Source organism: Pseudomonas alliivorans (genome assembly GCF_017826695.1).
Taxonomy (GTDB): domain Bacteria; phylum Pseudomonadota; class Gammaproteobacteria; order Pseudomonadales; family Pseudomonadaceae; genus Aquipseudomonas; species Aquipseudomonas alliivorans.
On sequence record NZ_JAFFZW010000012.1, the window covers coordinates 122,786 to 144,239 of the forward strand.

General features: G+C 58.9%; 18 protein-coding genes and 1 pseudogene. 8 read left to right on the forward strand and 11 right to left on the reverse strand.

The annotated features are described in order from the left end of the window. Positions 1–253 precede the first annotated feature (253 nt). Entirely contained in the window at positions 254–814 is a 561-nt protein-coding gene (locus tag JTJ32_RS24005) for a putative antibiotic biosynthesis monooxygenase (RefSeq protein ID WP_099226906.1), read from the reverse strand. A 234-nt stretch (positions 815–1,048) separates the two neighbouring features. Here JTJ32_RS24005 and JTJ32_RS24010 point away from each other — a divergent pair, with 234 nt between their 5' ends. Continuing rightward, on the forward strand, positions 1,049–2,011 hold the full coding sequence (locus JTJ32_RS24010; protein WP_210043533.1) for a MerR family transcriptional regulator: 963 nt from the start codon (positions 1,049–1,051) through the stop codon (positions 2,009–2,011). 34 nt (positions 2,012–2,045) lie between these two features. Here the strand turns inward: JTJ32_RS24010 and JTJ32_RS24015 are convergent, their stop codons facing one another. Next, positions 2,046–2,651, reverse strand: coding sequence for a hypothetical protein (locus tag JTJ32_RS24015; protein WP_184318568.1), 606 nt, complete (start codon positions 2,649–2,651; stop codon positions 2,046–2,048). A 77-nt stretch (positions 2,652–2,728) separates the two neighbouring features. Continuing rightward, the gene (locus JTJ32_RS24020; RefSeq protein WP_210043534.1) at positions 2,729–3,184 is read right to left on the reverse strand and encodes a PAS domain-containing protein; all 456 of its coding nucleotides are present in this window, start codon (positions 3,182–3,184) and stop codon (positions 2,729–2,731) included. Between the two features lie 145 nt (positions 3,185–3,329). Here JTJ32_RS24020 and JTJ32_RS24025 point away from each other — a divergent pair, with 145 nt between their 5' ends. From JTJ32_RS24025 to JTJ32_RS24035, 3 genes are all read left to right on the forward strand, one after another. Beyond that, entirely contained in the window at positions 3,330–3,782 is a 453-nt protein-coding gene (locus JTJ32_RS24025; RefSeq protein WP_099226902.1) for a flavodoxin, read from the forward strand. Between the two features lie 112 nt (positions 3,783–3,894). Then, positions 3,895–4,806 carry an SDR family oxidoreductase gene (locus tag JTJ32_RS24030; RefSeq protein ID WP_210043535.1) on the forward strand — a complete coding sequence of 304 codons (912 nt, stop codon included), beginning with the start codon at positions 3,895–3,897 and terminating at the stop codon, positions 4,804–4,806. A gap of 242 nt (positions 4,807–5,048) precedes the next feature. Then, on the forward strand, positions 5,049–5,567 hold the full coding sequence (locus JTJ32_RS24035; RefSeq protein ID WP_184320085.1) for a hypothetical protein: 519 nt from the start codon (positions 5,049–5,051) through the stop codon (positions 5,565–5,567). A gap of 240 nt (positions 5,568–5,807) precedes the next feature. Here JTJ32_RS24035 and JTJ32_RS24040 read toward each other — a convergent pair whose 3' ends face one another. Then, complete coding sequence (locus JTJ32_RS24040) at positions 5,808–6,611, reverse strand: SirB1 family protein (protein ID WP_099226899.1); 804 nt, start codon at positions 6,609–6,611, stop codon at positions 5,808–5,810. Positions 6,612–6,773: 162 nt separating this feature from the next. Here JTJ32_RS24040 and JTJ32_RS24045 point away from each other — a divergent pair, with 162 nt between their 5' ends. Next, positions 6,774–7,793: a Leu/Phe/Val dehydrogenase gene (locus JTJ32_RS24045; protein WP_210043536.1), complete on the forward strand. Its 1,020-nt coding sequence runs from the start codon at positions 6,774–6,776 to the stop codon at positions 7,791–7,793. 53 nt (positions 7,794–7,846) lie between these two features. Here the strand turns inward: JTJ32_RS24045 and JTJ32_RS24050 are convergent, their stop codons facing one another. From JTJ32_RS24050 to JTJ32_RS24075, 6 genes are all read right to left on the reverse strand, one after another. Further along, on the reverse strand, positions 7,847–8,719 hold the full coding sequence (locus JTJ32_RS24050; protein WP_210043537.1) for an alpha-amylase family protein: 873 nt from the start codon (positions 8,717–8,719) through the stop codon (positions 7,847–7,849). Between the two features lie 34 nt (positions 8,720–8,753). Beyond that, on the reverse strand, positions 8,754–10,724 hold the full coding sequence (locus JTJ32_RS24055; protein WP_210043538.1) for an NfrA family protein: 1,971 nt from the start codon (positions 10,722–10,724) through the stop codon (positions 8,754–8,756). Further along, positions 10,721–12,841, reverse strand: a complete 2,121-nt coding sequence (locus tag JTJ32_RS24060; RefSeq protein WP_210043539.1) for a glycosyl transferase family protein — start codon at positions 12,839–12,841, stop codon at positions 10,721–10,723. Before JTJ32_RS24060 ends, JTJ32_RS24055 begins: the two co-directional genes overlap by 4 nt. Before the next feature lie 12 nt (positions 12,842–12,853). Next, entirely contained in the window at positions 12,854–15,070 is a 2,217-nt protein-coding gene (locus tag JTJ32_RS24065; protein ID WP_210043540.1) for a cellulose biosynthesis cyclic di-GMP-binding regulatory protein BcsB, read from the reverse strand. Between the two features lie 137 nt (positions 15,071–15,207). Beyond that, the gene (gene wecB, locus JTJ32_RS24070) at positions 15,208–16,446 is read right to left on the reverse strand and encodes a non-hydrolyzing UDP-N-acetylglucosamine 2-epimerase (RefSeq protein WP_210043541.1); all 1,239 of its coding nucleotides are present in this window, start codon (positions 16,444–16,446) and stop codon (positions 15,208–15,210) included. A 679-nt stretch (positions 16,447–17,125) separates the two neighbouring features. After that, positions 17,126–17,398, reverse strand: coding sequence for a YebG family protein (locus JTJ32_RS24075; RefSeq protein WP_210043542.1), 273 nt, complete (start codon positions 17,396–17,398; stop codon positions 17,126–17,128). Positions 17,399–17,768: 370 nt separating this feature from the next. On the opposite strand from JTJ32_RS24075, the gene JTJ32_RS24080 reads away from it, so the two are divergent. Further along, positions 17,769–18,257: a phosphate-starvation-inducible protein PsiE gene (locus tag JTJ32_RS24080; RefSeq protein WP_099226893.1), complete on the forward strand. Its 489-nt coding sequence runs from the start codon at positions 17,769–17,771 to the stop codon at positions 18,255–18,257. Between the two features lie 87 nt (positions 18,258–18,344). Here the strand turns inward: JTJ32_RS24080 and JTJ32_RS24085 are convergent, their stop codons facing one another. After that, the gene (locus JTJ32_RS24085; RefSeq protein WP_099226892.1) at positions 18,345–18,674 is read right to left on the reverse strand and encodes a YXWGXW repeat-containing protein; all 330 of its coding nucleotides are present in this window, start codon (positions 18,672–18,674) and stop codon (positions 18,345–18,347) included. Positions 18,675–18,927: 253 nt separating this feature from the next. Between JTJ32_RS24085 and JTJ32_RS24090 the strand changes: the two genes are divergently transcribed. Both JTJ32_RS24090 and JTJ32_RS24095 read left to right on the forward strand, forming a co-directional pair. Then, complete coding sequence (locus tag JTJ32_RS24090; protein WP_210043543.1) at positions 18,928–21,219, forward strand: type VI secretion system Vgr family protein; 2,292 nt, start codon at positions 18,928–18,930, stop codon at positions 21,217–21,219. Next, positions 21,216–21,454 (forward strand): annotated as a pseudogene (locus JTJ32_RS24095) (hypothetical protein); the annotation flags it as partial. The gene JTJ32_RS24090 and the pseudogene JTJ32_RS24095, both read left to right, overlap by 4 nt.

Genomic DNA, 21,454 nt, shown 5'->3' on the forward strand with positions numbered 1-21,454 from the left:
ACGTATCTGTTCGGTGGGAGGGCAGTCGGCAAATCACTCTGGAGAGTGGCGTGTTTCAAATGTTGACCAGACTGCGACCAAAGTTATACCAGAGAATTTTTTTGTACAACCCTGAGTGTCATGAAAACAGGGTGCGCGGGCGCACGGAGCCGTCTGAGTGGCGAAGAATGCCTGGAGGGCAGGGAGACCTTTCTTGATCAAGACCTGTACCAGTTCGTTAATTCTGTACAGGTCTTGGTGCGTATTATTGACGCTACGCGGAGTGGGTTCGGCGCGACGCTGCCGGCGGTGAACTTTGCAGCCAGGGTGCCAGCAGACGTGTGGACAGCGGTATGAACAGATAGACCATCAACGGTGTAAGGATTGCAGTGCTGATCATGATGCGTGGCAGCAGGTCGAGATGATTGAGCAGCGGACCCAGCAGGAAATTGAAAATCAGTGAAACCGGGAAGAATGCCAGCCAGATGGCGACCGCCTGTTTCCAACGCGGAGGGCGTTGATCGGCAGCGCCGAACCAGCCGTCTATGCCGCTTACACGATGTTCGGAAGGCTGGGCAAACAAGCCGCTGCCACGCACCAGCCAGGAGCGTCGGGACGCAGAATGCTCCCAGGCGTGCATGGTCTGTTCGTCGGTAAAGCGGAAAATGATCTGGAATTCGTCATCGCCGGGCGGAGGAGCGAGCACGCCGGAACCCAGGTAGCCGGGAAAGTCAGTGGCCAGTTGTTCGCCTTCGTGCAGCCAGGCCATCATTTCCTGATAGCGGCCATGGGCGACACGGCGTGCAACCATCAAGGTGACGGGTGAGGTAGACATTGTGTATCTCCGGTAGAGGCGTGAGATTCCCGGGTAGGGAGGTCACATGGCGCGGCGCCGGGGTGGTGGGCCGCGTCAGCTTCACTCAGAAGCAAGCAAGGATTATTCCTGAAACCGTTTAAAACAAGTAGAACTTTGTAGTCGCTTACGGGCCTCAATTTCAGACGCCCGGAGCTATAGCCCGTTCGACGGCGCTGTTTACAATGCGTCGCAAATAAAAAGTGATCACCCGGCATGACCCAATCCATTGACCCCCACCTTGTCCGGAAGGATCCCGACCAGGATTTCAGGCAGCAAGAGCTCTATCCGATTCGCGAGGTCGCCCGTCTGACCGGCGTCAACCCGGTCACGTTGCGCGCGTGGGAGCGTCGGTATGGCCTGATTCAGCCGACGCGTACCGAAAGTGGGCACCGTCTGTACTCGCAGTCCGACATTGAGACCGTACGCAGCATTCTCGACTGGATAGAGCGGGGCGTGGCTGTCAGCAAGATCGGCAAGATCCTGGCCCGCAGCGAGAGCACTCGCAGTCAGTCGTCAACGCCGGAAAGCCCGCTGTCCCGGGCGGACTGGATTCAATGGCAGACTCAATTGAGGCAGGCGATTGGCATGTTCGACGAGCGGCGCCTGGAGCAACTCTACGGGCAGATTTTCTCAACCTGCCCACTCGTGGTGGTGTTCGAAGACATCCTGATGCCGCTGTGGCGAGAGGTGATGCTGAATCAGAACGCGTTTGGGCATACCAGTGAAGGGTTGTTCTTCGATACGTTCCTGCGCGGCAGAGTGCTGCAGCGCCTGCAACTGGCCAACGATCCTGGAAAGGGAGAGGTGCTGCTGGCTGCTCTGTCCTCTGTGGATCGAGAGCTTGAATTGTTGGTTGCAGGATTGCTCATGGGAAATACAGAGGTGACCATAAGAGTGCTGGCCATCGGTCAGCCTTTTGAAGAACTGAGTCTGGTCTGCGAACGGGTCGAGCCGTTGGCGCTGGTGCTGTTTTCCAACGCTTCACCCGCCGCCGATTTGCCAAAGCGTCTTGGCAGACTCGCGTTGACGCTTGAATGTCCGTTGCTACTGGCCGGAGAAGTGTCGCATTTTGTTCAGGAAAGGCTCGCCGGATCTCCCATCGCCTGCCTTGGCAGTGATGGTCGCTCCATGAACCGGTTACTCAAGCAGTTTCTGGCAGGGCAGATGGATAGCTGAGGCGCAGGCAGCTTGTCCGGTCACGCACGAAGCGTCACTTGTGCAGGGAGGGGTGCATGCGCCGATGTTCCTGCAGGATATATTGACGCAGGCGCTCCGAATCTTCCTTGCTGTGCTGGCTCAGACGGTACGCCCCCAGATTGTCCTCCTTCAGTCGTTCAAGCTTGCCGCGCATGGCGATCGGCGCCTGTCCCACCGGATTGAACCAGGCAGCAAAGTGCTTGGGCAGCTTGCCCTGCTTTCTGCTCTCGAGCAGAACACCCTTGAACGAGAGTTCGTGAACCCACAGTGACGTCAGCGAGCCTTTTTCAGTCTCCAGTGGCACAGGCTCCTGAAGAACCAGACGCCAGGGACGAATCTGCGGACCTTCCTCGAAAATGCTGGGCGCACCCAGTTCAAGGTGCAGGGCGTGGAATTCGTCCTCGACCAGATGCAGCGGGAAATTCATCTGCTGATTTTCGAACTGGGCGTGGATTGTGACCTGCTCGTGAGCTGCAAGCCGGGTCAGCAAATCCTGGATCTGTACGCCGCCATTGACCAACAGACTGCGCGTGCTGTCACGCACGTTCAGTTTGGGATTGCGCTGCATGCTCTGGATAAAATCCAGCTCAGCTTGCGTCAGTAGGGAATCAGGTTGCATGACAGGACTCGAGCTAACCGGTAATTGATGAAAAAGACCTTTTGATCCGCACAGCGTTCCTGCCGTTCGTCGTATTTTCAGCTATTTTTCGATTTCAGTGCTTCAATTTCTGCCTTGGCCTCTGCCAACTGGTCCACAAGTTCTTTGATCCGTTGCTCATTCTGGACCTGAACGGTGACATCTTTCTGAATACCGATGAAATACATCAAGCGGTTGGCTTCGTTGCGCACGGGCGTGATCGACAGCTCATTCCAGAACGTGGTGCCATCCTTGCGGTAATTGCGAAGTCTCTGTCGGCACGCCTGGCCGCTACGTATGGCTTTCTGAATTGCCTCAAGTGCTTCCTGCTGACGGTCGGTGGCCTGTAGAAACCGGCAATCCTGATACAGCACTTCCTCCACGCTGTAGCCGGTCAGGGCGGCAAAGCCTTTATTGGCATAGATGAGGATGTTGTCGTCACCTTCCTGTTCGGCCACGACAATACCGTCGGTTGATGCATCTATGACCATTTGCAGCAATTTTGCGTTGATCATCACTTGGCAATCCCGAGCAGATTTCACCGTTGCATTCTAGGGCCTGTCGTCGCTTCAGCGCGAGCCGTGTCCTTCGTCGGGGCTGAAATGCCAAAGGCCACTGGGGCATACTGTCGCCCTTTTTCAAACTGCCAGAGGACGCGTCATGAGAATCGCGATTGTGTGCGGTTCGGTCTACGGATCGGCCGAAGAAGTGGCCCGGCATGCAGGCGGGCTGCTGCGCGCTGCCGGTCACGAGACCCTGCTCAACCCTCGCATGACCCTGCCTGAGCTGTTGGCCTTCGAGCCGCAGGCTCTGTTGGCCGTGACGTCGACCACCGGCATGGGAGAACTGCCCGACAACATCATGCCGATCTACTCGCAGTTGCGTGACCAGTTGCCTGCTGCGTTGCGTGGCCTGCCCGGCGGTGTCATTGGCCTGGGCGACGCCAGTTACGGTGATACGTTCTGCGCAGGCGGTGAGCAACTGCGTGAGTTGTTTGCCGAGCTGGGTGTCAGCGAAGTGCAGGCCATGCTGCACCTGGATGCCAGCGAAAGCGTCACGCCCGAGAGCGACGCTGAACCCTGGCTGGCAGATTTCATCACGCGTCTGGGCTGAACCCATCCCGTTGCGTTATTGAGCACCATTCAGCAGCGGCGGTGTTTATTGTGGGCGTCGTCCCGGTGGTCAACACTCAGTGGATTACGTCCCTCTGACAGTGGAGCCAGCAATGAGCGAATCCGTGCTTTTTGAAGACAAGGTGGTCATCGTGACAGGAGCCGGCGGAGGGCTTGGGCGGGCTCACGCGCTGCTGTTCGCGAAACACGGCGCGCGGGTGGTCGTCAATGATCTGGGCGGATCGGCGCACGGCGAGGGTGCCAACGCCTCGGCTGCCGATCGCGTAGTGGCCGAGATTCGCGAAGCGGGCGGTACGGCGGTAGCCAATCACGACTCGGTGACCGACGGTGGCCACATCGTGCAACACGCCCTCGATGCTTTCGGCCGCATCGACGTGGTAGTCAACAATGCCGGTATTCTGCGCGACAAGTCCTTCGCCAAAATGGAGGATGCCGACTGGGATCTGGTTTACCGGGTTCATGTGGAAGGGGCCTACAAAGTCACGCATGCCGCATGGCCGCATCTGCGCGAGCAGAATTTCGGTCGGGTGATCTTTACTTCCTCGACATCGGGCATCTACGGCAACTTTGGACAGTCGAATTACGCGATGGCCAAGCTCGGGTTGTACGGCTTGACCCGCACGCTTGCTTTGGAGGGCCGCAAGAACGGTATCTTCGTCAACGCCATCGCACCAACGGGTGGCACGCGGATGACCGAGGGCCTGATACCGGCCAACGTATTCGAGCTGCTCAAGCCGGAGCTGGTCAGCCCGCTGGTGGTGTATCTGGGCAGTGATCGTTGCCAGGAAAGCGGCAGCCTGTTCGAAGTGGGTGGCGGCTGGATCGGCAAGGTTCGCTGGGAGCGCAGCCTGGGTGCCTGTTTCGATCCCCATGCAGGCTTCAGTCCGGAGGATGTCGCCGGGCACTGGCAAGCCATCGGTGATTTCGAGGGCGCGGCGCATCCGGCGGATAACATCGAAGCGTTGAAAGAGATGATGGCCAATCTACAGAAGTTTGTGCAGTAACGCCGGTTTCAGCATGACCACCAGCCGGGTAGGGTTATTTCTCGGCCGGTGTGATGCTTGTTTTTATGTGTTCAAATATTGATGATCTATAGGTGTGCAGCGTGTAATTGAAGGCTTGATTACCCCTTCATGTAAGCTCTTTCCGATGCCGTTGTAAGTTTGGTACTGATTTCTGGTCTTCTATCAACTAACACCTTTTTGCTCCGATATGACCGTTGAACGTATTCATATCGGAGTCTTCCATGGTTGGATTAATATCGGGTGATTTTCCACCTGTCACCGTTAAAACGCCCGCAGCGCGGGCAACTATCAAGGCGCCCAGAATTCAGATCAGTCAGGTGCTGCGAGAGGTCGGGGAAAATGCACTTGCGCTCAATTCGTTAGCGATGGAAAAGCGCAAGATGAAGCCGATGTTCAAGGACTTCAACCCGGAGCAGATCACGCCCAATGACCTTGCCAGAGCGGGAAAGGTGCTGTTCAAGGCTGGCTTCATCGATAATCATACAGCCGAACTCATGAGCCGCGCCGGTGACGAGTTTGACAAAAAAGGTAATGTGCTTAACCCGGACAGGGAAATCAATGCACTGGACTTCTTCGCCAGTCGTATTCTGGATATGAAAGAGAAGTCGGCATGGGGAGATCCCTACGCCAAACTGCTATTGCCGGATTACACTCGAACCATTCATATCCTGAAAAACCTCGCTGCATTTGCCCAGTCAGGTGACAGTCCGGAGGTGCGCAAGCCCATGGTGCGGGAATAAGAGGAGGCCAGGAAGAGCAGGTCTTATACAAAGGCGTGACAGCGCGTCGTGATTGAAGAACGAAAAAAAACCGCCGCACAGCGAACTGTGCGGCGGTTAATGGAAGTTGATTCAGGGGAGCTGAAAAACAACGTCTTCAAGGGCGATAAGGTTAGCGTCCCTGGAGCGTTTGAAACATCCTCGGACAGGATATGCAGCGTTACCTGGGCGGTAACAATACCCGGCCTCGGCGTCTGTCAGTCAGTGCACGCTACGGTGAGAGGGCAACTGGCTCAAGCGTTCGGCGAGCTTGAGTCGCTGTATCGGGTCTTCACTGAGCAGCAACGCATGCTGCAGATCGAAGCGCTCGGCCTGCGGACACTCCAGTGACTGATAAAGGCTGGCGCGGGCCATGTGATCGCTGCTGGTGGCCTGGCCCAGTTCGACGATCCGGTCAGCATCCCTGAGGGCTGCGATCAGGTCATCATTGATGATGTGCAAATGCCTGAGGTTGCGCGACAGCCGTTGCATGATGTTCACAGGCGTGGCCCGCGTCATGTGCACAGCCTGCAATTGCATGGTGGGGCCGAACTGCCGCACCAGCAGCTCGCGGCAGTCTTTGGGATACAGCCTGCGACCGCCACAGGGATCGAGCAGGTGATCCGCGCCCGGAACACGCAGCAGGAAGTGTCCGGGGAAGTTGACGCCCTCCAGCGCGATATCCAGCCGCCGTGCAATCTCCATGGCCACCAGCGCCAGGCCCAGTGGCTGACCGCGACGGCGTTGCACCACTTTGTGCAGCAACGCCGAGTCGGGCCTGGGCGGGTTCCAGTCATCCTGCTGGAAGCCCAGTGCGCTGAGCTGGCGCAGCAGTAACTGAGCCAGCTCCGAAGACGGGGCCACTGGAAGTGCCGCGCCAATCCGATGCTGCAAGAGATCGATTTCGGCCAGGAGTTCATGGCGTGGGAAATGCGCGTCATGTTCGGTCGACACCCACAACGCGGCGTCGAAGACCGAAGGCGGTGTGCGTTGCAGGCAGTCCAGGCAATGCTGACGTGGAGTCATCGACCCCTCCGTGCTGACAGGTTCGGTAAAAGCGTGCTGTTATGATTCCTTTTAGCCCTGCCGACGTATTTCGTCCAGCACCGCTTGTATCTGCCTGAGCGGTCGATTGTTTTCCCGGGCCAGCGCCTATACTCGCCTGACATAAGAAGGGGAGCACACTGCATGTTCGCTCTCATGCAAGAGTCACGTGCCGAGTCGCTGCATCTGGTGTGCGATCCTGATGCAGGATTGAAAGCCGTCATCGCCATTCACAGCAGCCGTCTGGGGCCTGCGCTGGGCGGATGTCGCTACCTGACCTATCCAGATGAAGAGAGCGCGGTAGAGGATGCCATTCAATTGGCGAGAAGCATGAGCTACAAGTCGGCTCTTGCCGGCCTGCCGCTGGGTGGGGGCAAGGCGGTCATCATGCGAGCCGCGCAACGCGTGGACCGGTCAGTCCTGTTCGAGGCTTTCGGGCGCTTTGTCGAAAGCCTCCAGGGTCGTTACATCACCGCTGTCGACAGCGGCACGTCCAGCGTCGACATGGATTGTGTGGCGCTCAGCACCCGGCATGTCACCAGCACCAGTGAGGCAGGGGACCCGTCGATCAGCACAGCGATGGGCATGTTCACCGGTATTCGGGCCACGGCCATGGCGCGTCTGGGCAGCGACAACCTCGAGGGGTTACGCGTTGCGATTCAAGGGTTGGGCCATGTGGGCTACCCGTTGGCCGCGCTGCTGCATGCCGCTGGAGCCGAGCTACTGGTGAGCGATCTGGACAGCGACAAAGTGCAACGGGCAATGACGCAATTCGAGGCGCACCCCATTGCATGCGAAGCGCTGCTGAGTACGCCGTGCGACATTCTCGCGCCTTGCGGTCTGGGCCACGTATTGAACTGCAAGAGCGTTGCGCAGTTGCGTTGCGCGGCAGTCGCGGGCGCGGCGAACAACCAGTTGACCAGCCTTCAGGTGGGTGACCAGCTGGAGGCACGGGGAATTCTTTATGCACCGGACTACGTCATCAATTCGGGCGGGTTGATCTATGTCGCGCTGAAGCACCGTGGCGAAGAGCAGGGCACGATTGATCGTCATCTTTCCCGGATCGGGGTGCGACTGACCGAAGTCTTCGCTCACTCGCAGGCGGAAAAACGTTCACCGGCACGCATCGCCGCTGCGCTGGCTGAGCGTTTGTTGAATGAGTGATGCTCCCTCGGTCCGGATTCGTTCATCGGAGACGAGAGTGGAGCAACGGGAGGCTATTTCTTCAGCGCTTTGACCAGCGCAGGCGTTACGTAGTGCGGGCCGTCGAACAGGTACAAGGGATAGCCGTCATAGGCGGCGAGCTGCGGTTTCAACTCGGCAACCGTCGCCGAGCGAAAGCCGCCGCCGACTTTCGGGCGAAACGCTTCGACGATGATTCTGACGCGGTTCTTGCCCAGCCGGGTGCGCAAGGCATCGGCATAGGTGCGGGCGACCGGCGCGGTGCGGGCGTAGACACCCACGCCGTCCTGAAAGAACACCCCGATATCATCCGGTAGCCAGGTTTTCAGCCAGTCGGCGGTGGCGGCAGGGCCGATGTTGGCGCCATCGTAGACGCTGATCCACAGCGGCCTTGGCAGCTTTGCCAGCAGCGCGGGCAGTTCTTTGGCGCGGCTCCAGCTCGGATCGACTTCTGCGGGGAAATACCACCCGGTGACATTGAGCGGCGTCTTGACCTTGGCCAATTGCGCCGACAGCACCGCCAGTTGCTCGATATTGTCCCGAGACAGGTTTTCGCTGAAATGCCCGGCCAGGCCGAGAATCACATCCTGTGCCCACGGCTCCTTGCCGATGCGTGCCCAGTCCGGCAGGACCGGCACGGTGGGCAGCGTCGTGCCGGGAATGAATGCCTGGTTATCCACCGCCGTCCATTGCACCAGCAGCTCCCGTGCGCCAAGCCTGTCCCAGTCCCCCTCTATGTCCACGGTGGCATTGTCCGGCTGCCAGACAATGCCGACGATCTGTGCATCCCTGGATGCAAACAGCTCGCGCAGTTCGCCTGTCACAATGCCGAGCGCACCGATCAGCACAGCAACCAGCGAGGTCTTGATCAAGGGCCTTCCCTGCAACAGCGAAATCAGACCCTTCAAGCATTGTTCCTCGCTTCATTTTGCGCCAGTACGATCACCATGAGAATGTCATGCGTGCGAACACGCCCTGGGCGCGGTCATCGCCAAACACTTTTTCCCGGTATTGCACGGATACGTCGACGTACGACTGCGGCGCCTTGTACTTGTCCTCGCGGAACCAGTAGCGCACGCCCGTGCCGACACCCAATCCGCCTGCATTATCGGACGAGGTGCGGTTGCTGCCCAGCGCATCCACTTCGCTGCGCATCTTCGAGTCGTAGTCCACGGCGGCGACCACATGCGGGAACACCACAAGCCTGGAACTGATGCTGTCCATACGAAAGCTGCGGCCGACCTGCCATTCACTGTTGAAGTAATTGCGCTTGTCCTGCAGGTAACGACCGCCTTCCATATACAACTGCGATGTCCACCAGCTCGGTACATCCACCCGAAGGTCCGTGCCGATACTTGAACCGTAGCCCAGCCGTACCAGCCAGTCGCCGTCGATATTGGAGCTGCCGAGCGCAAAGGTACGTTCCAATGCGCCGATCACGTTGACGCTGCTGAACGGTTTGACCCGCACTCCGAGCGCGCCCTGCAAGGCATCCGCGCCGGTGTCCGCGCTGCTTTCCTTGCTCCACAGCGTATCGGTCACCCTGCCGTACAACTCGACGAAGCGCGCATTGCGATAGCCGAACGGGCGCCAGAACACCTCCGTGCTGTTTTGCACGCTGTCGCTGTCGCTGTTGCTGCTCGGTGCGCCGTTCAGACCGCTTGAAGTGCTGGCACCGCGATAAGTGGTGGTGTTGGTCACGCCCCATTCGCGGGACAGGTCCGACACCGCCCGACGGGTGTCGAACACCTTTTGGTCCGGCATCTGCAGGTCGCCGGTCTGCTGGTAATCCAGCACACGTCGGAAATAGGCAATCGCCTGTGCATCATCCGAGTTGCGCATTGCGCTGTAGGCGGCATCCTGAACTTCTTTTGGCTTGAGCCCGACCTGCCGGTCCACGCGCTTGAACTCGTTCAACGCACCGCGATCATCGCCTGCCTGGCTGAGCAGGTAGGCAAGCTGCACTTCGTCACCCGGTTGCAACTGTCCGGAGTCCCGGGCCTGCTGCATTCGCTGCATGGCCTCTTTGGGTTGTCCCATCGCGGCATAGAGCGAAGCCTGTTCACGCAGAGGCAGATTGCCGACAGCCAGCGCCTGGGCAAAATCCTGACGTGCTCCGGCGATATCGCCCAGCCGCTGGCGCATCTGCCCACGCTGAACGAGCAAGGTCGCGTCGTTGCCATTGAGCGCCAGCGCTTCGGTTGCCGCAGACCGGGCTTCGCCGTATTGCTGTCCGGCAATCAGTGCGCTGACCAGTAGTTTTCGATAGGCCACTTGCTGCGGGAAGCGGCGCACGGCGTCACGCGCTTCGCTCAGCGCTGTTTCGTTGTCGCTCCGGGCCAATGCGGCATAGCCCCGGGCAGCCGTATTCGCCGCAAGCTGCTCCTCGATGGCCTGCCGACGCCGGGCCAGCGCCGGTTGTGGTCCGACAGCCTGAACGGCATCGTCGATTGCCGCTTGAGCCTCTTCAAGGCGCTGCTGACGTTGCAGTGCTTCGATCAGCATCATGCGGTAATCGAGGCTCTTTGGTGCCTGACTGATGGCCTTGCGGGCATGCCGCGCCGAACCCGCATAGTCTCGGTTGGCATAGGCGCGCAGGGCGAGACTGCCTTCCAGATATCCGGGTTTCGGCCGTGCGGCAGGGTAGCGCTGCGGATGATCGCGTCGCTCCTTGTCGCGCTCGGCCAGCGCGATCAGCTTGCGCAACTGATCGGCATCCTCCCGCTGACGCAAGGCTTCACGCGCCTTGGCGATGGCCAGGTCGTAATCCTTGCGGTTGTAGGCGGTGTACGCTTCGTTGGCGACGGCGTAGGCCGGACCGGTCAATGGCAGCGGCAGGATTTCGGCCTGACTGAAAGATGAGCACAGGCTCATACCCGTCGTCATCAGCGACAGAATCAAGGGGCGCTTCATAGCGGCTTCTCCGCACGTGCGTCAGTTCGGTAAAGGTCGTGCTGACGTGCCACGGCCTGCTCGATGGTGTCGCGAGGCAGTACGCCGATGTCCACCAAGTAATCACCGATCCGGCCATGGATATGCGGTTTGTAGCCAAGCATGGCTTTGCGGAACACATCGCGGTCCAGCAAGCCCTGCTCGATCAGCAGGTCGCCCAGCAACGGCGTGGCGGCAGGCAAGGGTTGACCGCCGACAGCCTGCAGCAGGCGCAGTTGCGCGACGATCTCGCTTTCACGCGCGATCAACTGCACAGGCTCTGCGCCCAGTTGTTCGGTGATCTGTTGCAGCCCGTCTTCGGTGAGCGGGCTGGCAACGGCGATTTCCTGCCGCCCCTGAACGGCGGCGGACAGCGGTACGGCGCGCCAGCGCAGACAGAACTCGTCTGCGAGGGTCGAATCGACAGCGCGTTTGCTCGCAATGTCGAACACCCGAGGCAGGTCGCTTTGAAAGGCAATCGCTTCGGCCAGGGTTTCATCGTCGAGCCAGCCGTGGCTCAGCAGAATTCGGCCCAACGGCAGTTTGCGGGTCTGTTGTTCGACCAGCGCGGTCTGCAGTTTCTCATCGTTGATGGCTTGCCAGGACAGCAGCACGCTGCCCAGCCGACGCGGCGCAATGGCGACCAGGTCGGTGGACGGGAAGTCGTGCATGGTCTTGTCCCAGGCCAGCTTGCGATTGAGCAGCTTGCCCACCAGAAACATCCGCCAGGCGCGCGCCGCAGCCATGAAGTTGACGAAATTGCCGACCACCATGCGCGGCAGTGACAGCAGGCCGTGCTGCCAGCCGTACAGAATCGTCGTGAAATAAAAGCGGTGCACCATGCGCCAGAGCAGCGCGATGCCGTTGGCCACCAGCAGGTATTTGATGACGCCATTGGTTTCGAACGGCGTGGGGAAACTGGTATTCCACAGCCCGCTGGCACGCAACACGATCAGCGCCACCAACTGCACCAGAATGAGGTAGGCAATGATGCTGATAAACGAGGTCACCACGCCCTTGCGGTCACGAAACAACAAGTAGCGGTTGGCAAGCGAACCGCTCCAGCCCATCTGTTCCCAGCCTTGCAGGCCGATGCCCAGCGTCCAGCGAGCCTTCTGGCGAAATGCGGTGCGAAAGGTGTCCGGGAAAAACTCGCGAACACACAGCGGCATTTCCAGCGTCGATTCATACGGCTTGCGAAACCAGGATTTGCGCAGCACGCGAAACTGCACCGGGAAGCGTACGAAAATAGCCTGCATGCCGTACTTTGCCAGACGCGCACCGACGTCGTAGTCCTCGGTCAGGCTTTCGGTATTGAATGGCTGATTCTGGTTTTCGTCGGCCAGCACCATCAAGGCGCGACGCGAAAAACAGGTGCCCACGCCTGCGGACGGCACGGTATCGGTCATGCTTTCACGCACCACCAGATCCTTGCCGTGCCACTCGGCGAACTCATCCATATAAGTGCCGGCCACCCATTCGTACCAGTTGCGTTCCAGCGACACGACCGGCAACTGGATCATGTCCTTGCGCGGCAGCAGGTAGTTGAACAGGCGCAGCTCCAACGGGTGCAGCACGTCTTCGCTGTCATGCAGGATGGTCCCGGCGAACTGCATGGCATGGGTTTTCTCGTAGAGAAAGATCGCCTGGATCACCCAGTTCAGGCAGTCAGCCTTGCAGGTCGGGCCGTCATGAGGCACTTCAACGCGGTGCAACTGCTTGTAGCGACGGCGCATGCGCTCCACCTCATCGATGGTGCGCTGATCGTTGATGTAGGTGCCGACGAACACGACGTAGTTCTGGTAGTCGAGGGTCGACACCATGTTCTCGATCATCGGCGCAATAACGTCGTACTCCAGCCACGCTGGAACCATGATGGCCAGCGGCTGTTCGTCGCGGGCCATCAACTGCTCGGCAGTCAGTGGCCGGTAGCGGCGTTCGGCGGTGAATTTGCGGTACAGCCGTCTGGCCCAGTACCAGACGTCGATGATCAGGTCATCGATGCTTGAGACCAGAATGATCAGGCCGACGACGATGGTCGCGACTTCCAGCACGCTGTAGTAATGGGCCAACCAGTACGGCCAATAAAGCGACGTCATTGGGGCGTCCCGTTACGAGCGATTGCGACGGGCGCGACGGCCAGCCAGCAACAGCAGAAGAAACACCACGATTGCGCCGGGAATCAGCCACAGCAGCGAAGGCTTGCGCCACGCGTCGAGTCCGGTGGGCTCGTTGTCGTCGATCATCTGGCTGCCGGTCGGGTCCTTGGTATCGAATGTCACCAGCGAACCGCCGTCAGCCAGCAATGTGGCGTTACCGCGCTCCAGCACCAGCGGACGGGCAAAGTCCGGCGCCTGACCACCCAGCGTGCGGTAGACCATGCCGCGCTGGCTGCCAGCTTCGACCACCTGCAACGATGCCATGTGGTTGAGCGTTTTGAGGTCCAGCAGCGTTTGTTCCTTGTGGTTGATCAGCAGATGGCCATCGTTGCCGACCTTGACCGACTCAGTGCCGTCTTTGACCGGCAGGTCGAAGGCCAGGAAGGCTTTTTCCGGGACCACTGCAACACTGATGTCGTCACTGACACTGAGCTGCGCACGCAGTGGCGACACGCCCGAGGCGCTGGCAACGTGGATAACCTGCGGCAGGCTGTCAGCCGGACGGTCGAGCCAGGTATTCGGAACCATCACCTGAGTGCTGGCGGCAAAACGCGCGGCCATGCCGGCGAAATCGTCGCCGGGCGTCACCTTGTCGATGACCACATGACTGGTGGGCAAGACCGAGATCGGGAACGCCTGCGGCGTCTCCAGGCACTGATTGCTCACCGGTTGACGCTGGAAGGAAACGCGCAGCGTGTTCTGCGCCGCCAACGCGTATTGCGGAATGCGCGCTTCAATGCGTTCTTTGCGACCATCGGCATTCAACTGCATGGCACCGATCAGATAGTCATTGAGAAACAGCGTGGCAACCGGCGGGGTGCCCGAAGCGCCCGGCGCTGCGGCGACATCGATCATGGCGGTCACGGGGACGCGACCGTCGTAGGCCACGCTGCCCAGCGGGAACGAAGCGCTCCAGTCGGTCTTGGCCAGTACGTCTACCGTACCCGGGCGACCACCCAGACGCGTCAAGGCCACGCGACCGTCTTCACTGAGGGGCATGGCGGTTTCTTCGCCAATCGACAACTGGCGAGTGAGCGCCAGTTTGTTCCAGGCCGAGCTGAACAGACCGATGGCTTTGACCGCTGAGTCGGGTTTGATCATCACCAGGGCGCGGTTGCCAAGCGTCGCCAGGCTGACATCGCTGCCGGCGTCGGTGGCCTGGGTTTTTCTGCCCTGACGTTCACGCCATTGGCTCAGCGCGCTGGCTGCCGAAGCATCGAGCCCCTGCACCTGGTCCTGCAAGGCGTTCAGCGAGTCGTCGATGGCCTTGAGCAGTTGCGAGTCATTAATGGCCAGATCGGCCTGCAACGCCGGGGTTTGACCCAGCATCAGCAAGGCGCCGATTTCTGCCTGATTTTTCAACGTGTACTGGCTCTGACCGTCCAGACTGGCAAACGCCGGGATCTGCTTCAGTTCGGCAGGCACGCGCAGACCGCTCAGATCCACACTGTCCTGAACGACCGGGAACGGCAGAATCCGTGCCTGTTTGCCGATACGTTCGAGCGCTACACCCAGACGCCAGGCAGCATCGTAACTGGCGCTGGACAGTTTGCCGGGCGCGACGAGAAGGCCGGGTTTGCCGGGCAGTGCATTCCACGCCGCGCCGACATCCTGCAACTGACTGGCGTCATAGCTGTAGGTCAGGCGCGTGTGGGGATCGATGCGCAGTACGTTGCCGATGGCGCGTTGATCTTCGCAAAGCGTCTTCGAGATCACCGAAGACCAGGCAACGCCCAATCGTACCGATCCGGTCTCCCGCGCCGCTTTGTCCACACCCAATGTCGCACTGGCATTGCCTTGCTCTTCGTTGAGGCCCAGTGCCCGCACCGGATAACCATCCAGCGACAGCAGCAACGTGTTACGACCTGCTTCGCCGTTCAGGTAGCTGGCATCGAAATTCAGGGTCGCATCTGTCAGCGTCACGTTGGCAGGCACCGGCAGGTACAACTCGCGACGGGCGTCGGTGGCGTTGAGGATGATCGGACGGTCGATCCCCAATTCCCGCAGTTCAATCACGCGCTCCTGTCGGGCGTCCTGAGTGATGCGGTTGATCGCCTGCGTCAGCGGGCTTTCGGCAGCCAGCGCAAGGGGGGGCATCAGAGCCAGCAGGCTCATCCCGCAGGCAAGGGCGTTCAACGCGCCCGTGTTCACGGTAACGGAAGATTTCATCAGGCAGATCTCTTGGAGGCTCGAGGCCGTTGGGTCTTGGTGCGGAGCGGGTCCGCGAAACTGTTTTCATGGGCACCCGGCCTGGGCCGGGTGCCTTGGAAGGTGTTCGGGTTTGTTGTCGCGGATGCGTGCCTGCGTCAGCGAGCCATGGCATGCAGCGGTTCAGGCTGAGGCACGGACGGCGGCGCAATCTCGATCTGATCCGGACGTCGACGCGGCAACTCGACGACAAACTCATCGATCGGGCGACCCATCAGCACATCGACGATGCGCGCGCTGGCCTTGCCATCGCCATAAGGGTTGGCGGCGCGCGACGCGCTCTGCCAGAGCTGCTCGTCGTCGAACAACGCGCCGACGCCCTGAATGATCGCCTCGGCTTCGGTGCCCACCAGGCGCACTGTGCCTGCGGCCACAGCTTCGGGACGCTCGGTCACATCACGCATCACCAGCACCGGTTTGCCGAGCGACGGCGCTTCTTCCTGTACTCCGCCGGAGTCGGTGAGAATCACATGAGCACGCTGCATGAGGCGCACGAACGACAGGTAATCCAGCGGTTTGATCAGGTGTACGTTGGGCATGTCACCCAAGTGCTCAGTCACCGGTCCCAGCACATTGGGGTTCAAATGCACGGGGTAGACGATCTGTATGTCGTCGCGCCTGGCGAGTGCATGCAGCGCCTTGCAGATGTTCAGGAAGCCGTCGCCAAAGTTCTCGCGGCGATGACCTGTGACCACCAGAACCTTTCGCTCAGGCACCAGAAAGGAAAACTGACGGTCGAGCGCATGGCGCAGTTGACGATTGGAGTCGATGCGCTGTGCGGTCATCTGCAAGGCGTCGATCACGGTATTGCCCGTCACGAAGGACACACCCTGAAGGCGCTCGCCCAAAACGTTGCGGCGGGACTCGGCAGTCGGCGTGAACAGGTGATCGGAAATCAGATCGATGCAGCGACGGTTCATCTCTTCCGGCCAGGGCTGACGAATATCCCCGGTGCGCAGGCCCGCTTCGACGTGGCCAATAGGGATCTGCCGGTGAAACGCGGACATCGCCGCGACCATCGCCGATGTGGTATCGCCGTGGACGAGCACCTTGTCGGGTTTCATCTCGTCCAGAATCGGATCGATGGCTGCGTATAACGCAGCGGTCAGAGAGTTCAGCGTCTGATGGGGGCGCATCACGTCGAGGCTGTAGTCGGCTTTCAGCTCGAACATGTCGAGCACCTGTTGCAGCATGCTCTGGTGCTGTCCGGTAATGCAGATTCTCGAGTCGATACCCGGTTCCGCAGCAAGGGCCCTGACCAGAGGTGCCATCTTGATAGCCTCCGGACGAGTGCCGAAAATAGACAGAATTTTCATTCTGGCGTGCTGAGTAGCCATTGATTTTCTCCCGCCCGTCTATAGGCGTCGCACAGCAGTTGACCTGGGCTGTGAGCAGCTCAAGTAACCAGCGAGGTATATGATTTTTTCGGGCGGGTAGTATCGGAGTGGATGACTCGATGTTCACTTCAATGTGAGAAAACGCGGTGCCTTGATACCCGGATGTGTGACGATTATTAGCAGATGATATTAGTAATGCCAAACTTTTTATAAAGTATTTTGCAAGGGGAATAACACGTGGAACTTTGTTTTTGAAAGTCGGTCAGTGAGGGGTTGTTGTTTTTTAGGGCGGCTTTCGTCCAGCAAAACAGGGGGTTTGAGGGGCGGTGCGTAGCAAAGGATTGAACTTTTCAACTCCTTCTATAATGCCTGTTGGCGCTCAGCTTTAAGTGAGGTATTTGAAGGTATCATTTTCCTGACGCCTGATTAATGACAGGGGCGAATACCACAGTTCATAAAAATGACGTGATTATAATGGCGGTGTGGCAGGGGATTGGAAGTTGGTCGTTTACGCGATGGCTGGAGAGGGCTATATGGTGTTCGTCAAACGACATTCCTGATACAAAGTTGTACGGAAGATGCAAAGTGTGTACGCCCTATACTGTTGCATTAACGAAATGAGCCGCGGCCAGCTCGGATGAAAAAGCCGCGGGACTCTGAGGTACAAGCCTGATATGAATCAGCTGTCCGCGTCCGAAGCGGAAGGTTCGGACAGCTCGCTCAGGGCTGAGGCGTTGTTCTTGAATGCGGCAGCGAACACGGCACGATTCTTCGCCATGTAGATGCTCGCGTCCTCTGCGTGCTTCTCGGAAAGACCCGGTACGTTCTTGACCAGGACGTTAGTGAGAAGCTCGGCCAACTCGAGCATTTGATCGTGCGCATCGGCGAGTTTACGGTCCACGAAAGTAGTCTCCAGATCGCGGGTACTGCGGTAAAGGGTTTCAACAGCCATTTTGGCCTCGTCGTCATATCCAGTGTGGAAGGGCTGGCCCCGGTGCGCGTTGACCGGGATGGTGCAACAGACAGTGATCCTGAATGGCAGGCGTGACAGTCGCCACATCACATGCCTTGTGTGTGAAACAAGCCATTACTGTATCTTTATACAGTGCTTAGCATAAGCCAGGCAACCCCTGCCTGGATAGTGGCCTTCACGCATCTTTTTTCTCGCGCAGATGTGTCTCGCGACAACCCGTCGCGCTCTCAACCATAGCCTATGGCCCTGTTCCTGCTTTAAAAAGCACGCCACACAGCGCGTCACACGCAAACCGCATCATCCGATCCAGTCCGGATCGTTATAAACGAAGGTTCAGAGGTCGAGAGTCATGGGAAACAAATGGGCAGAAAAAATGCGCCAGCGCGTGCATGCACAAGCCGAATCACTGGGCAATCTCTGCGTTGAGAGCTTTCACTTCCTGGCACTGTTCGCCATTGGTGCCATTACGGCATGGGCTTCGGTGGTGGCGTTTCTCGGGATGGTCGAGAAGGGCAACGTCACGGTCGATGACATTCTGCTGCTGTTCATCTACTTGGAACTGGGCGCGATGACGGGGATTTATTTCAAGACCAATCACATGCCGGTGCGTTTTTTGATCTACGTAGCGATCACCGCATTGACACGCCTGCTGATCTCGGATGTCTCGCACCACAACCCGCCTGATCTGGGCATCATTTACCTGTGTGGCGGCATTCTGTTGCTGGCGTTTGCGATCCTGGTCGTGCGCTATGCGTCGTACAAATACCCATCGGCCAAAATTCCCGACTCATCCAGCCCGGTAAAGGGCGCGGTGACTGAAGAGAAGGGCGAGATCTGAACTACGATGAGGGTCGTGCCAATGCAGAGTATTGGCACGATCCTGTTCCTGCAGGTATGTAGCGTTCAGTGTCAGATCTGCCACCAATCAGTTGACCCACACTCCGGCATGCCAATGCCATCCATCACTCGCGCTTTCCCAGTGCGGGTGCACATAGCGATAGCCCGGTCGCTCCGCTACCCAATGGCCGTGAACTGGCACATATCGTCCGTCACTCCAGTGCCAGTAGCCGCGTGACCAGACATACCCCGGACGAGGTGCAGGTTCCACCTCGATCACCCGCTCGGGAGGCGGCTGAGGCGCGATCACTTCAACATACTCATGGGGCGGCGGTCGTCGTTCATGGACGATTCGCTCTTCGACACAGCCGGATGCCACTACCAGTGTCGCAACCAATATCCCGTAACGTAAGAACATGTTGCCTCCTCGGAATGCTCCGCAGGTGGAATGCAGCAGAGGCCGGTGCCGGGCTGCTTGCATGTCAGTGCGCAGGGATATTTGTAACAGTTTGAATCTGTACTTCGCCTGAACTTGACGCACACTTGCTACGCAACAGGGACTGCTCGATAGGCAATATTTCTTTTTCACATGCTGATTTTTGCGTTGAGATAAAGCCTGTATTCCAGCACCATTCTGGTCCCCGAAGGCTTCAGATGGACAGGATTCCGGCATGCTGGACGCTAACGCAACCCATATCTCCCTCACGCTGGAGGGCATATCCGTTGACTCTCAAGTGCTTGCTTTCGTCGGTCGCGAAGCGCTCAACCAGCCGTATTGCTTTGACATCGAACTGGTCAGCGCACGACCTGACATTGCACTTGAAGAACTGCTGCACAAGCGCGCCTGCCTGACCTTTGGTGCCACCGGCAAGGGTGTCATCCACGGTCTGGTCTATCGCATCGAGCAAGGTGACTCCGGCAAGAGGCTGACCCGTTACAGCATCAGTCTGGTGCCTCAGCTTGCCTACCTGCGACACAATCACGACCAGCAGATCTTCCAGCAACTGTCAGTGCCAAAGATCATCGCTCAGGTGCTGGAAGCTCGCGGCATCCTGGCTGATGCGTATCGCTTTCAGCTCGGCGCGGTTTACCCCGAGCGTGATTACTGCGTGCAGTACGATGAGTCCGACCTGCATTTCATCCAGCGGCTTTGTGAAGAAGAGGGGATTCATTTTCACTTTCAGCACTCCGCCAGCGGACACACTCTGGTGTTCGGAGACGATCAGACGGTGTTCCCCAAGCTGGCGCCCGTGAGCTATCAACAGGACTCCGGCATGGCTGCCGAGCAACCGGTGATCAAGCGCTTCAATCTGCGCCTGGAAACCCGTACCACCCGCGTCAGCCGCCGCGATTACGACTTTGAAAAGCCCAGCGTTCTGCCCGAAAGCTCGGCTAAAAGCGAGTTTGCTCCGGACCTTGAAGATTATGATTATCCGGGGCGGTTCACCGACCGTGCCCGCGGCAAACAACTGACCACGCGAGCCCTTGAGCGCCATCGCAGCGACTATCATCTGGCAGAAGGCAAAGGCGACGAGCCGACGCTGGTCAGCGGCCACTTTCTGGCTCTTAACGAACATCCACGCGCCGAATGGAACGATCTGTGGTTGCTGCTGGAGGTTATTCACGAAGGCAAGCAGCCGCAGGTGCTCGGCGAGAACATCACCAGCGACGTGACCGACAACAAGGATGATTTCCACCAGGGCTACCGCAACCGTTTTCTTGCCACACCCTGGGATGCCCACTTTCGTCCGGCGCTCGAACATCCGAAACCCAAGGTGCTCAGCAGCCAGACCGCCATCGTCACCGGCCCGGCAGGTGAAGAGATCCACACCGATCCGTACGGCCGCGTCAAAGTGCAGTTCTTCTGGGATCGCGAAGGTCAGTCGGATGGCAACACCACGTGCTGGCTGCGCGTTGCCAACGGCTGGGCGGGCAGCGCTTACGGCGCAATCGCTATTCCGCGCATAGGTATGGAAGTACTTGTCACCTTTCTTGAAGGCGATCCTGATCAGCCGCTGATCACCGGCTGCCTGTATCACAAGGAAAACCTTGTGCCCTACGAGCTGCCCGCCAACAAGACCCGCAGCACCTTCAAAACCCTCAGTTCGCCGGGCGGTCAGGGCTACAACGAGTTTCGTATTGAAGACAGGAAAGGCGCCGAACAGATCTACATCCATGCCCAGCGTGACTGGGATGAGAACATCGAGCACGACCAGAAGATCCACATCGGCAACGATCGGCACGACACCGTCGAAGCCAATGTACTCAGCCAGTTCAAGGTTGAAGAACACCGCATCACGCATCTGGACCGCAAGACCGAAACCCGTGCCGACGATCACCTGACCGTAGGTGCGACGCAGCATCTGAAGGTAGGCACCGCGCAATTCGTAGAAGCCGGTCAGGAAATCCACTACCACGCAGGGCAGAAGGTGGTGGTGGAAGGGGGCATGGAGCTCACGTCCAAGGCATGCGGGAGTTTCATCAAGCTCGATGCCGGTGGCGTGACGATCAGCGGGGCGGAGGTGAAAGTCAATACAGGAGGTTCTGCGGGTGTCGGGACCGGGATCGGTATTCTGGCCCCGCTCATTCCTGGGCTGGCTGCTGTCGATGTCGCCGGGAATCTGATGAAAGAAGCTAAGGCCAACCCGACCTGGCTTGAGCTGAACCTGCATTATGACAACCTTGAGCCAGTGCCTGGCGCGTTGTATCGCGTGGACTTTGCCGATGGGTCGACACGCGAAGGTGTGCTGGACGACGACGGCTTCGCCCGGCTCGAAGATGTTCCGCAAGGCCCGGCAAAGGTCTACTACGGCGAAGATCCGAGGCCGTTCACTCGCGAAAGCGTGACCGTTGTCCAGAACTCGGATGAAAAAGTTAACGAAGACCTACGCAAACTCGGTCTCGACCCAGACCAGATCGATCTACAGGCATTGGTGGAAAAAGCCGCAGGGAGAGTGTCATGAGCGGGGAAGTCACTGAAGGAACAAACGGCGGCGAAGACCGCAGCGACGCTTATCAGGAGGCTGCTGTTGAACTGGCCAAGGGTATTGCGCTCGGTGCCGTCCCTTTTCTGGGCCAGGCCATCGACGCTTATGACACCATCGAGTCGTCGATCGTCCTTTACAACTCAGAGTCGACAGCAGGCAAGGAAGACGCGCAGTTTGACCTGTTGATGGCCATCATTGGCTGGATTCCAGG

What these genes read in the sequence shown, in the direction of transcription:
- JTJ32_RS24005 (WP_099226906.1), bottom strand. Translation starts at nt 814, where the DNA reads ATGTCTACCTCACCCGTCACCTTGATGGTTGCACGCCGTGTCGCCCAT.
- JTJ32_RS24010 (WP_210043533.1), top strand. Translation starts at nt 1,049, where the DNA reads ATGACCCAATCCATTGACCCCCACCTTGTCCGGAAGGATCCCGACCAG.
- JTJ32_RS24015 (WP_184318568.1), bottom strand. Translation starts at nt 2,651, where the DNA reads ATGCAACCTGATTCCCTACTGACGCAAGCTGAGCTGGATTTTATCCAG.
- JTJ32_RS24020 (WP_210043534.1), bottom strand. Translation starts at nt 3,184, where the DNA reads ATGATCAACGCAAAATTGCTGCAAATGGTCATAGATGCATCAACCGAC.
- JTJ32_RS24025 (WP_099226902.1), top strand. Translation starts at nt 3,330, where the DNA reads ATGAGAATCGCGATTGTGTGCGGTTCGGTCTACGGATCGGCCGAAGAA.
- JTJ32_RS24030 (WP_210043535.1), top strand. Translation starts at nt 3,895, where the DNA reads ATGAGCGAATCCGTGCTTTTTGAAGACAAGGTGGTCATCGTGACAGGA.
- JTJ32_RS24035 (WP_184320085.1), top strand. Translation starts at nt 5,049, where the DNA reads ATGGTTGGATTAATATCGGGTGATTTTCCACCTGTCACCGTTAAAACG.
- JTJ32_RS24040 (WP_099226899.1), bottom strand. Translation starts at nt 6,611, where the DNA reads ATGACTCCACGTCAGCATTGCCTGGACTGCCTGCAACGCACACCGCCT.
- JTJ32_RS24045 (WP_210043536.1), top strand. Translation starts at nt 6,774, where the DNA reads ATGTTCGCTCTCATGCAAGAGTCACGTGCCGAGTCGCTGCATCTGGTG.
- JTJ32_RS24055 (WP_210043538.1), bottom strand. Translation starts at nt 10,724, where the DNA reads ATGAAGCGCCCCTTGATTCTGTCGCTGATGACGACGGGTATGAGCCTG.
- JTJ32_RS24060 (WP_210043539.1), bottom strand. Translation starts at nt 12,841, where the DNA reads ATGACGTCGCTTTATTGGCCGTACTGGTTGGCCCATTACTACAGCGTG.
- JTJ32_RS24065 (WP_210043540.1), bottom strand. Translation starts at nt 15,070, where the DNA reads ATGAAATCTTCCGTTACCGTGAACACGGGCGCGTTGAACGCCCTTGCC.
- wecB (WP_210043541.1), bottom strand. Translation starts at nt 16,446, where the DNA reads ATGGCTACTCAGCACGCCAGAATGAAAATTCTGTCTATTTTCGGCACT.
- JTJ32_RS24075 (WP_210043542.1), bottom strand. Translation starts at nt 17,398, where the DNA reads ATGGCTGTTGAAACCCTTTACCGCAGTACCCGCGATCTGGAGACTACT.
- JTJ32_RS24080 (WP_099226893.1), top strand. Translation starts at nt 17,769, where the DNA reads ATGGGAAACAAATGGGCAGAAAAAATGCGCCAGCGCGTGCATGCACAA.
- JTJ32_RS24085 (WP_099226892.1), bottom strand. Translation starts at nt 18,674, where the DNA reads ATGTTCTTACGTTACGGGATATTGGTTGCGACACTGGTAGTGGCATCC.
- JTJ32_RS24090 (WP_210043543.1), top strand. Translation starts at nt 18,928, where the DNA reads ATGCTGGACGCTAACGCAACCCATATCTCCCTCACGCTGGAGGGCATA.